At 71.2% G+C, this 14,276-nt stretch carries 16 protein-coding genes; 10 read left to right on the plus strand and 6 right to left on the minus strand.

Features of this window, described 5'->3' with window-relative positions; genetic code table 11:
• Positions 1-117: 117 nt before the first annotated feature.
• Complete coding sequence (gene nhaA, locus HJ588_RS01920) at positions 118-1,416, plus strand: Na+/H+ antiporter NhaA (RefSeq protein ID WP_171151435.1); 1,299 nt, start codon at positions 118-120, stop codon at positions 1,414-1,416.
• A gap of 141 nt (positions 1,417-1,557) precedes the next feature.
• On the plus strand, positions 1,558-1,959 hold the full coding sequence (locus HJ588_RS01925; RefSeq protein ID WP_171151437.1) for a phage holin family protein: 402 nt from the start codon (positions 1,558-1,560) through the stop codon (positions 1,957-1,959).
• 72 nt (positions 1,960-2,031) lie between these two features.
• On the opposite strand, the gene HJ588_RS01930 is transcribed toward HJ588_RS01925, so the two are convergent.
• Positions 2,032-2,658 (minus strand): NUDIX hydrolase, encoded by a 627-nt coding sequence (locus tag HJ588_RS01930; RefSeq protein WP_171151439.1) that lies wholly within the window; start codon positions 2,656-2,658, stop codon positions 2,032-2,034.
• A 41-nt stretch (positions 2,659-2,699) separates the two neighbouring features.
• Positions 2,700-3,401 (minus strand): endonuclease III, encoded by a 702-nt coding sequence (gene nth, locus HJ588_RS01935; protein ID WP_171155278.1) that lies wholly within the window; start codon positions 3,399-3,401, stop codon positions 2,700-2,702.
• A gap of 165 nt (positions 3,402-3,566) precedes the next feature.
• On the opposite strand from nth, the gene HJ588_RS01940 reads away from it, so the two are divergent.
• Complete coding sequence (locus tag HJ588_RS01940) at positions 3,567-4,244, plus strand: Crp/Fnr family transcriptional regulator (RefSeq protein WP_171151441.1); 678 nt, start codon at positions 3,567-3,569, stop codon at positions 4,242-4,244.
• 91 nt (positions 4,245-4,335) lie between these two features.
• The gene (locus HJ588_RS01945) at positions 4,336-5,217 is read left to right on the plus strand and encodes a protein phosphatase 2C domain-containing protein (protein WP_171151443.1); all 882 of its coding nucleotides are present in this window, start codon (positions 4,336-4,338) and stop codon (positions 5,215-5,217) included.
• On the opposite strand, the gene HJ588_RS01950 is transcribed toward HJ588_RS01945, so the two are convergent.
• Positions 5,196-5,990 (minus strand): MBL fold metallo-hydrolase, encoded by a 795-nt coding sequence (locus HJ588_RS01950; RefSeq protein ID WP_343036556.1) that lies wholly within the window; start codon positions 5,988-5,990, stop codon positions 5,196-5,198. The two genes, HJ588_RS01945 and HJ588_RS01950, sit on opposite strands and share 22 nt — an antisense overlap.
• A 207-nt stretch (positions 5,991-6,197) precedes the next feature.
• On the opposite strand from HJ588_RS01950, the gene HJ588_RS01955 reads away from it, so the two are divergent.
• The 6 genes from HJ588_RS01955 to HJ588_RS01980 all read left to right on the plus strand — a co-directional run bounded on the left by HJ588_RS01955 (position 6,198) and on the right by HJ588_RS01980 (position 12,628).
• On the plus strand, positions 6,198-7,043 hold the full coding sequence (locus tag HJ588_RS01955; protein WP_212755246.1) for a lysozyme: 846 nt from the start codon (positions 6,198-6,200) through the stop codon (positions 7,041-7,043).
• Between the two features lie 230 nt (positions 7,044-7,273).
• On the plus strand, positions 7,274-7,747 hold the full coding sequence (locus tag HJ588_RS01960) for a lamin tail domain-containing protein (protein WP_171151448.1): 474 nt from the start codon (positions 7,274-7,276) through the stop codon (positions 7,745-7,747).
• Positions 7,748-7,780: 33 nt separating this feature from the next.
• On the plus strand, positions 7,781-8,746 hold the full coding sequence (locus HJ588_RS01965; RefSeq protein ID WP_171151450.1) for a helix-turn-helix transcriptional regulator: 966 nt from the start codon (positions 7,781-7,783) through the stop codon (positions 8,744-8,746).
• 134 nt (positions 8,747-8,880) lie between these two features.
• Positions 8,881-10,680, plus strand: coding sequence for an FAD-dependent oxidoreductase (locus HJ588_RS01970; RefSeq protein WP_171151452.1), 1,800 nt, complete (start codon positions 8,881-8,883; stop codon positions 10,678-10,680).
• Positions 10,677-11,738: a maleylacetate reductase gene (locus HJ588_RS01975; RefSeq protein WP_171151454.1), complete on the plus strand. Its 1,062-nt coding sequence runs from the start codon at positions 10,677-10,679 to the stop codon at positions 11,736-11,738. Before HJ588_RS01970 ends, HJ588_RS01975 begins: the two co-directional genes overlap by 4 nt.
• Positions 11,735-12,628 (plus strand): dioxygenase family protein, encoded by an 894-nt coding sequence (locus HJ588_RS01980; RefSeq protein ID WP_171151456.1) that lies wholly within the window; start codon positions 11,735-11,737, stop codon positions 12,626-12,628. The genes HJ588_RS01975 and HJ588_RS01980 overlap by 4 nt, the downstream gene beginning before the upstream one ends.
• Before the next feature lie 159 nt (positions 12,629-12,787).
• On the opposite strand, the gene HJ588_RS01985 is transcribed toward HJ588_RS01980, so the two are convergent.
• From HJ588_RS01985 to sp36, 3 genes are read right to left on the minus strand one after another with little or no spacing between them, the layout of a single operon-like run.
• On the minus strand, positions 12,788-13,627 hold the full coding sequence (locus HJ588_RS01985; RefSeq protein ID WP_343036557.1) for an NUDIX hydrolase: 840 nt from the start codon (positions 13,625-13,627) through the stop codon (positions 12,788-12,790).
• Between the two features lie 7 nt (positions 13,628-13,634).
• Positions 13,635-14,096, minus strand: coding sequence for a RidA family protein (locus HJ588_RS01990; RefSeq protein ID WP_171151458.1), 462 nt, complete (start codon positions 14,094-14,096; stop codon positions 13,635-13,637).
• 5 nt (positions 14,097-14,101) lie between these two features.
• On the minus strand, positions 14,102-14,260 hold the full coding sequence (sp36, locus tag HJ588_RS01995) for a Sp36 family protein (protein ID WP_171151460.1): 159 nt from the start codon (positions 14,258-14,260) through the stop codon (positions 14,102-14,104).
• Positions 14,261-14,276 lie beyond the last annotated feature (16 nt).

Raw genomic sequence — 14,276 nt, forward strand, 5'->3', positions numbered from 1 at the left:
GACGGCGTAAAGATCGCGACAAGAAGTCGGTAGACTCGGGTGCAATTGGTGTGCCGGGAAGCCTGGTCGGCGTCGAACGATCCGCGACCGCTTCTCGACCCCGAAAGGGCCGATGCCATGACCTTGCCCGGAGCACCCCGCATCTTCACCCGCGGCGACTGGCCCGAGGCCAAACGCGTTGCCTCCCTGCTGCGCCACGAGACCGTCGGCGGCGCCCTGCTGCTGCTCGCCGCGGTCGCCGCGCTCATCTGGGCCAACAGCCCGTGGCGGGACGGCTACGGCGACCTGGCAAAGACCACGATCGGCCCGCCGTTCCTGCACCTGGACATGACCTTCGCGCACTGGGCGTCGGACGGCCTGCTGGTCGTCTTCTTCTTCCTGGCCGGGCTCGAGCTCAAGCACGAGTTCGCGCACGGCGAGTTGCGCGATCCGGCCAAAGCGGCCGTCCCCGTCGTCGCCGCGATCTGTGGCGTCGCGCTGCCCGCGGCGGTGTTCGCCGCCTACCAGCTCTTCGGCGACGGCAACCTCAAGGGTTGGGCCATCCCGACCGCGACCGACATCGCGTTCGCGCTCGCCGTCCTTGCGGTGATCGGCACCCATTTGCCGGCGGCGCTGCGGTCCTTCCTGCTGACGCTCGCGGTCGTCGACGACCTCATCGCGATCACGATCATCGCGCTGTTCTACTCGTCCTCGATCAACGTGCTGTGGCTGGCCGGCGCCGTCATACCGCTGGCCGCGTTCGGGCTGCTCATGCGTCGCGGGATCAACCACTGGTGGCTGCTCGTGCCGCTGGCGTTCCTTGCCTGGCTGTGCGTGCTCAACTCCGGCGTCCACGCCACGATCGCCGGCGTCATCCTCGGCATGCTCGTGCCGGTGACGGCGCGCGCGGGTGAGGAGGAGTCGGTCGGCGACCGGGTCGACCACCGGGTGCGGCCGCTGTCGGCGGGGTTCTGCGTGCCGGTCTTCGCCTTCTTCAGCGCGGGCGTCACCGTGGTCGGCGGCGGTTTCGGCGACGCGGTCTCCGACCCGGTCACGATCGGCATCGTGCTCGGACTGGTGCTCGGCAAGGCGGTCGGCGTCTTCGGCGGCACCTTCCTGACCGCGAAGTTCACCCGGGCGCGGCTCGACGACGACCTCGAATGGGCCGACGTCTTCGGCCTCAGCCTGCTCGCCGGCATCGGTTTCACCGTGTCGCTGCTCATCGGCGAACTCGCCTTCGGCAGCGGCTCGGTGACCGACGAGCACGTCAAGCTCGGCGTGCTGAGCGGGTCACTGCTCGCGGCCGTCCTCGCCGCGATCGTGCTGCGCGCCCGCAACGCGACCTACCGGCGGATCCACGAGTTCGAGTCCCGCGACGACGACGGCGACGGGGTGCCGGACTGCTACCAGGTTGAGCAGCCCGCGAGCAGTCGCTGACCGGCCGGCGGCGCGGCCCTCGCCAATTTCCCGTGTCAGGGGCTAGCCTGCGTGGCTGGACTTCCGCGAGAAGTCGCTAAGGTACTGATGAGTCAAGTCTTTTCAGCACGTGGAGCCGACACCATTCACGAGGAGTTTTCGATGGCCCAGACCACCAAGGGCACGGAGCGCACTCTCGGCCAGCTCGTCGCCGACGCCTCCACCGATCTGCAGGCGATCGTCAAGGACGAGATCGCCCTGGCCAAGGTGGAGATCAAGGCCGACGTCTCCAAGGGCGGCAAGGGCGCGGGCCTGCTCGCCGCGGCCGGACTGCTGGCGCTCTACATGCTCGGCTTCCTCCTGCTGACCCTCGCATGGGGTCTGCACGCCGCCGGTCTGTCGATCTGGCTGGGAATGCTGATCACCGCGGGCGTGCTGCTGGTGATCGTGCTGATCCTGGCGCTGCTCGGCATCAGTGCCCTGAAGAAGATCAAGGGCAAGCCGGAGCGCACGATCGCGGGCGCGCAGCAGACCGTGGCGGCGCTGAAGCCGCCGAAGGCGTGAGCGTCTCGTCATACGCATGAAGGGCCCGGCCGATCTCGGCCGGGCCCTTCATCGTCGGTATGCCGGGGGCCCTCAGCTGGAGAAGTAGCGCAGCGGCACCGGCCGGCGGTCGGCGCGGTCCCAGGGGCGCTCCAGTCCGGCCAGCCGGAGCGTGGCGTCGAGCAGGATCGCGGTGAACCCCCAGATGTAGAAGCCGTCGACGTCGAAGCCGGGCGCGTCGAACGACCGGCCCGGGACCACGGTCGTGAACCGGTTGGCCGGGTCGACCAGGTCGGCGACCGGCACCCGCGCCACCCGCGCGACCTCGGCGGTGTCGACGACGCCGATCGGGCCGGGCACCGCCCACCAGGCCGCGATCGGGGTGACCCGGAAGCCGGTCACGCTGAGCGGCAGCACCGGCAGGTCACCGACGACCTCGACGCCGGTCGCGTCGAGGCCGATCTCCTCGTGCGCCTCGCGCAGTGCGGTCGCGGCCGCGTCGGCGTCGGTCGGGTCGACGCCGCCCCCGGGGAACGACACCTGGCCGGCGTGTTTGCGCAACGTCGCGGCGCGCTCGGTGAACACCAGGTCCTGGCCGCCGCCGGCGTGCGGGCCGAAGAGCATGAGCACCGCGGACTGCCGGCCCTGCGCCTCGGGCAGACCGGGCACCATCGGTGCCGCGTGCGCCCGCGCCGTCAGCCCGGGCAGCCAGTCGGGCATCGGTGCGGGGACCGGGGCCGGATCGGCTGATACGGGGGTGTTCATGCGACGGCGACGGGCTCGGGGGTGCCGGGCGGACGCTCGGCGCCGGGGGCGAGCTCGTATTTCAGCAACGTGCGCGCCTTGTCCGGGTCGGTCTCGCCGATGCCGTATGACGGGCACCAGCGCGCAACCGGGCACACGCCGCACGCCGGGCGCTTGGCGTGGCACATGCGCCGGCCGTGGAAGATCACCACGTGGCTGAGCATTGTCCAGTCCTTGCGCGGGAACATCGCGCCGATCGCTTTCTCGACCTTGACCGGGTCCTCCTCGGTGGTCCAGCCCATGCGGCGCACCAGCCGGCCGAAGTGAGTGTCGACGGTGAGGCCGGGTTGCCCGAACGCGTTGCCGAGCACCACGAACGCGGTCTTGCGGCCGACGCCGGGCAGCGTGACCAGGTCCTTCAGCCGGGGCGGGACCTCGCCGCCGAAGCGCTCGACGAGGGCCTGGCCGAGGTTGATCAGCGAGCCCGCCTTGGCCCGGAAGAAGCCGGTCGGGCGGATCAGCTCCTCCAGCTCGGCACGGTCGGCTCCCGCGTATGCCGCGGCGTCCGGGTAGCGCGCGAACAGCGTGGGGGTCACCTTGTTGACGCCGACGTCGGTGGTCTGCGCGGACAGGATGGTCGCCACCAGCAGCTCGAGCGGCGTGCGGAAGTCGAGCTCGCAGTGCGCGTACGGGTACTGCTCGTGCAGCACGCGGTACATCTTGCGGGCCCGTCGGGTGCGGGCGACGGATGACTCCGCCGAGACGTCGAGACGCTTCACGACATACGAGACTAGTTGCGGTCACCGACAGCCCGCCGACATCCTTGCGATGACGCGGGTCCCGGGTGTGACGATCCCAACATGGTTCATGGCAGACTGCGGAGCGTGGATACCGAGGCCGTACGCAAAGCACCTCTCTTCGCTCCTCTCGACGACGCCGACGCCGAGGCGCTGCTGTCGACGATGACCCGCACCAAGATCGCGCGCGGGCAGGAGCTCTTCCACGAGGGAGAGCAGGGCGACACGCTCTACGTCATCACGGCCGGCAAGGTGAAGCTCGGCCGCCGCTCCCCCGACGGCCGCGAAAACCTGCTGGCGATCCTCGGCGAGGGCGAGATGCTCGGCGAGCTCAGCCTCTTCGACCCCGGCCCCCGCACCGCCACCGCGACGGCGGTGGCCGACACCGAGCTCGTCGGTCTCGCCCACGGCTCGATGACCGAATATCTCGGCACCCGGCCCGAGGTCGCGATGACCATGCTGACCGCGCTCGCGGCCCGGTTGCGCCGCACCAACGAGGCCCTCGGCGACCTGGTCTTCACCGACGTGCCCGGTCGCGTCGCCAAGGCGCTGCTCGACCTGTCCAACCGCTTCGGCCAGCCCGCCGAGGACGGCACGCTGGTCGCCCACGACCTCACCCAGGAGGAGCTGGCCCAGCTGGTCGGGGCCTCGCGGGAGACCGTCAACAAGGCGCTCGCCGACTTCTCCGCCCGCGGCTGGATCAAGCTCGAGGCCCGTGCGGTGACGCTCATCGACACCGAGCGGCTGCAGCGCCGGGCGCGCTGAGCGTCATACCGGACGGAACCGTCAGGATCGCGCCGCGCGTCTGCCTGACGTCGATCGGCAGGGCGTCAGCGAAAGACAGGGGAAGCACACGGTGGATCACGGGGAGTCCGCTCACGACGGGGCCGCACGCAACCATCTGCTGCTGACCCCGCAGCCGTGGGTCGCCGGCCTGACCGACATCGGTCGCCGGCACCACCGCAACGAGGACGCCCTCGCGCTCACCGCGTCCGCCGAGCCGGCCGCCCGGGCGGTGCTGGTGGCCTGCGACGGGGTCTCGACGGCCACCGACTCACACATCGCGTCGGCGGCGGCGTCGCAGGCGGTCGCCGAGCGACTGGCCCAGCCGATGCCGCGCGACGAGGCGGGCGAGGACGACTGGCTCGCCACGGTCAGCCGCGCGTTCACCGAGGCCGCGCAGGCCGGCAGCCGGGCCGCGGCGGCGACCGCCGCGGACGGCGACCCGTCGCCGCCGTCCTGCACGCTGGCCGCGGCCATCGTCGAGCAGGGGATGATCGTCGGCGGCAACGTCGGCGACAGCCGGGTCTACTGGCTGCCCGACGTCGGCCCGCAGCGGGCGGTGCAACTCGGCACCGACGACTCGATGGCCAACGAGCTCATCCGCCGCGGGATGGGCCGGGCGGAGGCCGAGGCCACGCCGACCGCGCACGCGATCACCCGGTGGCTGGGCCGTGACGCGCCGGAGGACCTGTCACCACATCTCGCGCATCTGCGGGTGGAGGAGCCGGGCTGGCTGCTGGTCTGCACCGACGGCCTGTGGAACTACTGCTCCGACCCCGCCGACGTCTGGGACCTGATGCAGCGGGCGGTGGCGCAGCGCGACGGCACACCCGGCAGCGTCGTCGAGGCACTGGTCGACTTCGCCAACGGCCAGGGCGGGGCCGACAACATCACCGCGATCGTCGCGCGGGTCGTCCCGTGGGACGTCGCGGGTCAGTCGGTGCCGGCCAGGTAGTCCAGCTGCGCCTGCACGCTCGCCTTCGCGGCGGGCCAGACGTCGCGGGGCACCTCGGCATACACCCGCTCGACGACGGCCTGCGCCACGTCGGGCGCGTCCGCGTCGCCGGCCGCGAGCGCGGCGCGCACCTGGTCGAGCCGTTCCCGCCGGTGCTCCCGGTAGAACGCGATCACCGGCGCTGCGTCGTCGTGGGTCGGACCGTGGGCCGGTGCGAGCCGGGTCGGTGCCGCGGCGGCGATCTCGTGCAGGCGGTCCAGCGAGGCGAGGTATGGCGCGAGCGCCCCGTCCGGGTGCGCGACCACGGTGGTGCCGCGGCCCAGCACGGTGTCGCCGGTGATCAGCACGCCCGCCTCCGGCAGGTGGAAGCTCACCGAGTCGGCGGTGTGACCGGGCGTCTGCACGACGCGAATGTCCAATGACCCCACGGCGATTCGCTCGCCGTCGCGTAGTCCGTCGCCATAGCCGCCGCCACGCACCGGCGAGTCGGTGAGCTCCACCCAGCGGGGCAGCGCCTCGGTGTGATCGTGGTGCCAGTGGGTGATGAGCGTCAGCGTGACCCGGGCACCTAGGTCCGCCACCTTGGCCAGCACCGCCTGCAGGTGGCCCTCGTCGAGCGGCCCCGGGTCGACCACCACCGCGACGTCGTCACCGGGTGCGTGCAGCACCCAGGTGTTGGTGCCGTCGAGGGTCATCGGTCCGGGATTGGGCGCGAGGATCGCGTGCGCCTGATCGCCCAATGAGCCGCCTTGCCACGGTGCGTCGTTGGTCACCCACCCACCGTAGTGCGCCAGCGTCGACGCCGAAACCCCAGTCCTGACAGTCGTATTGGCGGATTCGTGCTGTCGTCTTGGCGAAGTGTTGACCAAACGTTGGTAATCCATTTACGAAAGCGGCCGTAGCGTGTAAACCCCCGATACCGGCGCCCTCGGCTGAATCCCCGTATGCCGCAGGCGCTTTCGACAACCCCCGAGGTGACCATGAAGCGATCAGTCCTGTCCGCTGCCTGTGCCGTCGCCGGCACGCTCGCGCTGAGCCTGTCGGCCGCCACCGCCAGCGCGGCGCCGACCAAGCCCAATCCCAACCAGCCCGAGCCCACCAAGAACCTCCAGCGCGGCCAGGCGTATGCCGGCTGGTCGGTGCGCGCCGGGAAACAGGGGCCGGCCAAGACCGGCACCGGTGTGCAGGCCGCGCCGCTCGCCGCCGCCGCCCGCACCGCAGGCATCGACGTGTCGGGCTGGCAGGGCAACGTCGACTGGGCAGCGCAGTGGAACTCCGGCGTGCGCTGGGCCTACACCAAGGCGACCGAGGGCAACTACTACACCAACGACTACTTCGCCCAGCAGTACAACGGCAGCTACCGCCAGGGCATGGTGCGCGGGGCCTACCACTTCGCCATCCCGGACGGCGCGTCCGCGGTGTCGCAGGCGCAATACTTCGTGGCGCACGGCGGCGGCTGGTCGCGCGACGGCAAGACCCTGCCGGGCATGCTCGACATCGAGTTCAACCCCTACGGCTCCACCTGCTACGGCCTCTCGCAGTCGGCGATGGTGACCTGGATCCGCACCTGGCTCGGCGAGTACAAGCGGCTCACCGGCCGCGACGCGCCGATCTACACCACCAACAGCTGGTGGCGGCAGTGCACCGGCAACAGCACGGCCTTCAACCAGACCAACCCGCTGTGGATCGCCTACTACTCGAGCACCCCGGGCACGCTGCCCGGCGGCTGGCCCTACTACACGATGTGGCAGTACACCGCCACGCCGATCGACAAGGACTGGTTCAACGGCGACCTGAGCCGGGTCGTCGCGCTCGCCAACGGCTGAGCCCTCGCGTGACGTATGACGGGTGCGGTCCTCGAGCGGGCCGCACCCGTCATACGCACCCTCCGCGCCGACACATCGCAAATCGATTGATTGCCAGTCGTTTTCGGCCGTTGCCGGCAGTTGCGCGACGAGGCGACACGCACGCGTCCGATGCCCTATATTTCTCCTGGCCGACGCTCGTCGCGCCCATCACGTCCAGCCGATCGGCTGCTCTTCCAGGGGATTCCGTCATGCATGCTGCCCTGCGCGCGCTCGTCGCCGCCTCCGTCGTCTCCGGCCTCGGTGTCGCCACCGTCGCCCCGGCCGAGGCGGCCACTCCGCCGCTGAAGTTCGGTCGCTTCGTGTTCAACCCGGCGGGCACCGACCGCGCCGGGGACAACGCCCAGCTCAACCGCGAGACGATCGTGGTCACCAACACCACCGCCCGGGCGATCGCGGTCGCCGGCTACCGGATCAAGGACGCGCAGAACCACACCTACGTCTTCCCCAAGGGCTACACGATCGGCGCGCGCAAGTCGGTCACCGTGCACACCGGCAAGGGCCGCAACACCGCGACCGACGTCTACTGGAACCAGACCAACTACGTCTGGAACAACGACCGCCCGGGTGACACCGCGCGGCTGCAGAAGCCGACCGGCGCGGCCGTGACCAGCTGCGGCTACAGCACCGCCGCCCAGCTGCGCGCGGGTTACCGCTACTGCTGACCGGATGCCGGCTGCGCCGCCTACGCTGACCCCATGGCGCCGCAGCCCGGCACTCTGGAGCCCTCCCCCACGGCCCCGGAGATCTTCCGCACCGCCGACCTGCCCGCACCCGACCGGGTGCGCGGCTGGGAGCTGCACAACGCCGAGGCGCTGATCGGCCTCGCCTGCCGCCAGCTCGACGGGCCCGCACTCGACGCGACCGAGCAGGTGGTCGTGGCGGCCGACCTGCACCTCGCGCGGGTGACCGCCAACGGTCACTTCACCGAACGCGACGCCCGCATGGTGCGCCGCACCCCGCAGGAGGCGACCGTCGTCTTCTGCGCGATCGCCGGCGAATCCGTCTACTACAGCGACGGCGCGATGCGCTCGCTGCGGCCGGGCGAGTTGCTCGTCGTCGACGCCGACCGGCCCTGCGTGCGCGGCTTCTCGGCCGGCTTCGAGGAGATCGTGCTGACGGTGCCGAGGGCGGTCGGCGACTCGATCGCGCTGCACCGCACCGCTGACCAGGCGCGGGTGCTGCCCTTCCGCGGGAGGTCCGCGACACCGTGGGCAACCACCCTGGTGGGCAGGCTGCGCGCGTCGTTCAGCGACCACGGCGTCGCGGACGGACTGCTCGACCTGCTCGCCGGAGCGACCACGCCAGGCGCCCAATCCGCCTCCAGTGACTCGCATTTCGCGGCTGCTGCGTCATACGTCGAGGCGCGAGTGGGTGACCCCGCCCTCTCGGCGACCCGCATCGCGGCGGCCGTCGGGCTCAGCCCCAGGCAGCTGAGCCGGGTGTTCGCCGCGCGCGACCTGACCGTGCCCGGCTACGTCACGAGCCGCCGGCTGCAGCGTGCGCACCGGCTGCTGGCCGCCGGCAGCGAGCGGCCGGTCACCGAGATCGCGCACACCGTCGGCTTCGCCTCGCCGTCCCGCTTTGCCGCCGCGTTCCGCGAGCTGTATGGCGAGAGCCCCTCGGCGTTCCGCGCCCGGGTCCGCGCCGAGCGCTCCGCCTGAACCGCCCCGCATCGGACATCCGCGCCGGATTCGGCCGTCTTCCAGGGCGCGCCCTCGCCCACCACCGGTGTGACGCCCGACACTTCCAGCACAACGCGCCGCGACGGCGGCCGACCGCGAAGGAAGTGATCCCGATGCCGGCATTCGACGACGGACAGGAAGCCACCGTGCCGCCCACGACCCGGCGGGTGGAGACCGACGTGCTCATCGTGGGCTCCGGCCCCGCGGGCGCCGCTGCCGCGCTCTTCCTCGCCACCCTGGACGTGCCCACCATCATGATCACCAAATACCGGTGGACCGCGAACACGCCGCGAGCACACATCACCAACCAGCGGTCGATGGAGGTCTTCCGCGACCTCGGCATCGAGGAGCAGGTGCAGTCCGACGCGACGCCGCACGCGCTGATGGGCGACACGGTGTTCTGCACCTCGATCGCCGGCGAGGAGATCGGGCGGATCCGCACGTGGGGCACCGGCGCCGACCGCGAGGGCGACTACAAGGCGGCCTCGCCCTGTCTGCCGGTCGACATCCCGCAGACCTACCTCGAGCCGATCCTCGTGCGCAACGCGACGCAGCGCGGCACCCAGGCCCGCTTCTCCACCGAATACCTTTCGCACACACAGGATTCCGACGGCGTCACAGTCCAGGTGCTCGACCGGCTGACCGGCAGCGAGTATGAGATCCGGGCAAAGTATCTGATCGGTGCGGACGGCGCCCGCTCGAAGGTCGCCGCGGACATCGGTCTGCCCTTCGAGGGCGCGATGGACATCGCGGGCTCGATGAACATCACCTTCAAGGCCGACATCGCCGCCTACTGCGAGGGACGTCCCTCGGTGCTCTACTGGGTGATCCAGCCGGGGTCGAACATCGGCGGCATCGGTGCCGGGCTGGTGCGCATGGTCCGCCCGTGGAACGAATGGCTGATCGTCTGGGGCTACGACATCGAGCAGCCGCCGCCGGCGATCGACGACGACGCGGCCACCGAGATCGTCCGAAACCTGTTGGGAATGCCGGACATCGACGTCGAGATCACCGGCACCTCCCTCTGGGGGAACAACGAGATGTACGCGACGCGGCTGCAGTCCGGCAGGGTCTTCTGCGCCGGTGACGCCGTCCACCGGCACCCGCCGAGTAACGGTCTCGGCTCCAACACCTCGATCCAGGACTCCTACAACCTGGCGTGGAAGCTCGCCGCGGTGCTGCGCGGGCAGGCCGCCCCCTCGCTGCTGGAGACCTACACCGCCGAGCGTGCCCCGGTGGCGGAGCGGATCGTGCGGCGGGCCAACCGGTCGGCGCGCGAGTTCTCCCACCTCTTCGACGCGCTCGGCCTGACCGACGCCGAGACCGAGGAGCAGATGGCCGCCGCGATCGAGGAGCGGAAGGCGGCCACCCCCGCGGGCGCAGCCAAGCGCGCCGACCTGGTCACCGCGATGGAGCTGAAGAACTACGAATTCAACGCGCACGGAGTCGAACTCGGCCAGTTCTACGAGTCGGCCGCGGTCGTGAGCGATGGCGCAGGACGCCCCGAGCCGGTCCGCGACGCCGACCTCTTCCACCAGCCGTCGACGGTGCCGGGTGCGCACCTGCCGCACGCCTGGGTCGGTGACAACCGCACCACCCGGTCGACGCTGGACCTCTGCGGCTACGACCGTTTCACCCTGCTGACCGGCGTCGCCGGGGAGGCGTGGCAGGACGCCGCGGCCAAGGTCGCCGCCGAGTTCGGGGTGCCGCTCGACTGTGTGGTGATCGGCCCCGGACGGGACGTCACCGACCTCTACTACGACTGGGCGCGGCTGCGCGAGGTCGAGGAGTCCGGTGCACTACTCGTCCGGCCGGACAAGCACGTCGCCTGGCGCGCGCACTCGCTGCCCGCCGATCCGCAGGAGACACTGGAGGCGGCACTGGCCACCGTGCTCGGGAGGACGACCGGATGACGACGGGCTTCACTCACGAAACCCTCGGCCAGCGAGTCGTTTTCGCGCCTGCCGGGGCAGCCGGCGCGGTCGCTGCGGAGGTCGGGCGACGCGATGCGCGGCGGGTCATGCTGATCGCCGCCCCGGCCGAACGCCGGCTCGCGGAGCAGGTCGCCGGCGACGTGCCGGTGGTCGCCGTTCACGACGACGTGCGCATGCACGTGCCGGTCGAGCACGCCCAACGCGCCCGCGCCGCGGCCACCGAGGCCCGGGCCGACCTCGTGCTGAGCGTCGGCGGCGGCTCGACCACCGGACTGGCTAAGGCGGTGGCGCTCACCACCGGACTGCCGATCGTCGCGGTGCCCACGACATACGCCGGCTCCGAGGCGACCCCGGTCTGGGGACTGACCAGCGGGCACGAGAAGCAGACCGGCGTCGACCCGCGCGTCCTCCCCGCCTCGATCGTGTATGACGCAGCGCTCACCACCTCGCTGCCGGTCGACCTGAGCGTCGCCTCCGGGCTGAATGCGATGGCGCACTGCGTGGACGCGATGTGGGCACCGCACGCCGACCCGCTCGACATCGCGCTCGCCACCGAAGGAGCCCGGGCCCTCGCCACCGGCCTGCCCGAGGTGGTCGCCGACCCGGGCGGGCTCGACGGGCGGCAGGACACGTTGTTCGGCGCCTACCTCGCCGCGGTCGCGTTCGCCTCCGCCGGCTCCGGCCTGCACCACAAGCTCTGCCACGTGCTCGGCGGCCGTTACGACCTGCCGCACGCGCAGACGCACGCCGTCGTGCTCCCGCACGTGCTCGCACTCAACGCACCCCACGCGCCGGATGCCGACCGACGGCTCGCAGCGGCGTTCGGCTCGGACACCGCACTCGGTGGCCTCGAGGCGTTGCGCACCACGCTCGACGCACCCCGCGCGCTGCGCGACCTCGGCATGCGCGAGAGCGACCTGCCGGGCGCAGTCGCCGCGATCCTGCCGGTCGTGCCGCCGAGCAACCCGACCCCCGTGACCGAAGACACCATGACCGGGCTGCTGCGACGCGCCTGGGAAGGAGCCCCACCGCGATGAGCACCACCTCCGACGACCAGGCCCAGACGCAGCGCGAGCAGGCACTCACCGACAAGGTGGTCGCGTCGTTCGCCAACACCCCCGACGACCGGCTGCGCGAGATCCTGCAGGCCGCCACCCGGCACCTGCACGCCTTCGTGCGCGAGGTGCGGCTCACCGAGCAGGAGTGGGAGGCCGGCATCGCCTACCTGACGGCGGTGGGCGACATCACCGACGACAAGCGTCAGGAGTTCATCCTGCTGTCCGACACCTTCGGGGTGTCGATGCAGACCATCACGATGAACAACCAGGCGCGCGGGAATGCCACCGAGGCAACGGTTTTCGGCCCCTTCTTCGTGCAGGACTCCCCTGAGATCGACAACGGCGGCGACATCAGCGGCGCGGCCACCGGCATGCCGTGTTACGTCGAGGGCACCGTGCGGGGCACCGACGGGCAGCCCGTGCCGGGCGCCCGCATCGAGGCGTGGGAGGCCGACGACGACGGTCTCTACGACGTGCAGTATGACGACGGCCGCGTCGGCGGCCGGGCGCACCTCTTCAGCGACGAGCGGGGCGAATACCGCTTCTGGGCAGTGCAACCCACGCCATACCCGATCCCGTATGACGGGCCGGTCGGCCAGCTGCTCGCGGCCGCGGAGCGCACCCCGATGCGAGCCTCCCACCTGCACTTCATGGTCACCGCGGACGGCAAGCGACGCCTGGTGACCCACATCTTCGTGCGGGGCGACTCGCATCTGGAGACCGACAGCGTCTTCGGCGTGAAGGATTCGCTGGTGCTCGACTTCGACGAGCAACCCGCCGGCACACCGACGCCGGACGGCCGCCCGGTGGACGGTCCGTGGTCGCGGGTGCGCTTCGACATCGTGCTCGCGGACGACCTCGCTGGTTGAGTAGCCGACCTCGCTGGTTGAGTAGCCGGCACGGGCGAGCCACTCGCTGGTTGAGTAGCCGAGCCCGCTGGTTGAGTAGCCGGCACGGGCGAGCCTGCGAGCCCGTGCCGGCGTATCGAAACCAGCAGACCTATCGAAACCAGCGCTACCGCCCGCCCCTCAGTCGTTCAGCGTCGCCCGCAACACCATCGCGTCCCCGGCCTGCGCCGGCTCCGGCATCACCGCGACCAGGTCGGGCCGATTGACCATGGCCGCACCGATGTCGGCGAAGGCGCCCAGCCGGCGCAGCTGCACGATCGTCGGGGGCATCATGCGGGCCGCACCCGCACCGACCTGCTCCAGCGCCGCCGCCGGACGCACCCACTCGGTGCGGTCGGCCTCGGTGGTGCGGTCGTCGGCGGCCTGCCGCTCGGGCAGCCGGGCCGCGAAAAACCAGGTGTCGTAGCGCTTCGGCTCCATCTCCGGAGTGACCCAATGGTCCTGCAGCGCAAGCAGATCGGAGCGCAGCACCAGGCGTCGCCGGGTCAGCAGCTCAGCGAAGGACAGCGACCGGTCGAGCAGTGCCTCCCGGTCGGCATGCCAGTCGTCACCGCTGACGTCCGCGACGACCGTGTCCGCCGACGGCCCGGCGAGCAGGACCCCGCACTCCTCGAAGACCTCGCGCACGGCCGCGATGACGGTGGCGCGGGCGACCCCCTCGGACAGCCCGGTCAGCGCCGCCCACTGCGCGGGAGACGGCCCGGCCCAGGGGATGTCGCCGCCTTCGTCGCGGGGGTCGACACCGCCGCCGGGAAACACCCAGACCGACGGCGCGAACGCCATCGACGGCACGCGCCGGAGCATGAAAACCTCCGGACCAGAGGCTGATTCGCGCAACAGCATGACGGTCGCCGCCATACGGGGTGGCACGATCTGACGTTGCGCCGGAGCGGTTGCCAACCACCGCTGCGCGCCCTCGGCGAGCGGCGGCGGCACCGGGAAGTCGTGCTGGGACGTCACCACGACGTCACTGCACGGAGACGGTGATCTCGACCTCGACGGGGGCGTCCAGCGGGAGCGCGGCGACGCCGACGGCCGAGCGCGCGTGCGCACCGCGCTCACCGAACGCCTTCGACAGCAGCTCGCTGGCGCCGTTGATGACGGCCGGCTGACCGGTGAAGCTCGGGTCGCTGGCGACGAAGCCGACCACCTTGACGACCCGGGTGACCTGGTCGAGGTCGCCGATCTCCGACTTCACCGCGGCGATCGCGTTGAGCGCGCACGTCTCGGCGAGCTTGGCGGCCTCCTCCGCGGTGACCTCGGCACCGACCTTGCCGGTCGCGGCGAGCTTGCCATCGACCACCGGCAGCTGACCGGAGGTGAAGACGAGGCAGCCGTCGCGCACGACGGGCACGTAGGCCGCGACCGGGGCGGCGACCTCGGGGACGGTCAGACCGAGCTCGCTCAGCCGATCCTCAACTGATGACATGGTTTTCAGCTCTCCTTGGGGCGTTTCAGATAAGCGACGAGGCCGTTGCCGTCGGGTCCCGGCACGACCTGGACGAGCTCCCAGCCGTCCTCGCCCCACTGGTCGAGGATCTGCTTGGTCGCGTGGATCATCAGCGGCACGGTGGCGTATTCCCACTTGGTCATGCTGGTCACCCTAGTG

Origin of the sequence: Flexivirga aerilata (assembly GCF_013002715.1) — a bacterium.
Taxonomy (GTDB): Bacteria; Actinomycetota; Actinomycetes; order Actinomycetales; family Dermatophilaceae; genus Flexivirga; species Flexivirga aerilata.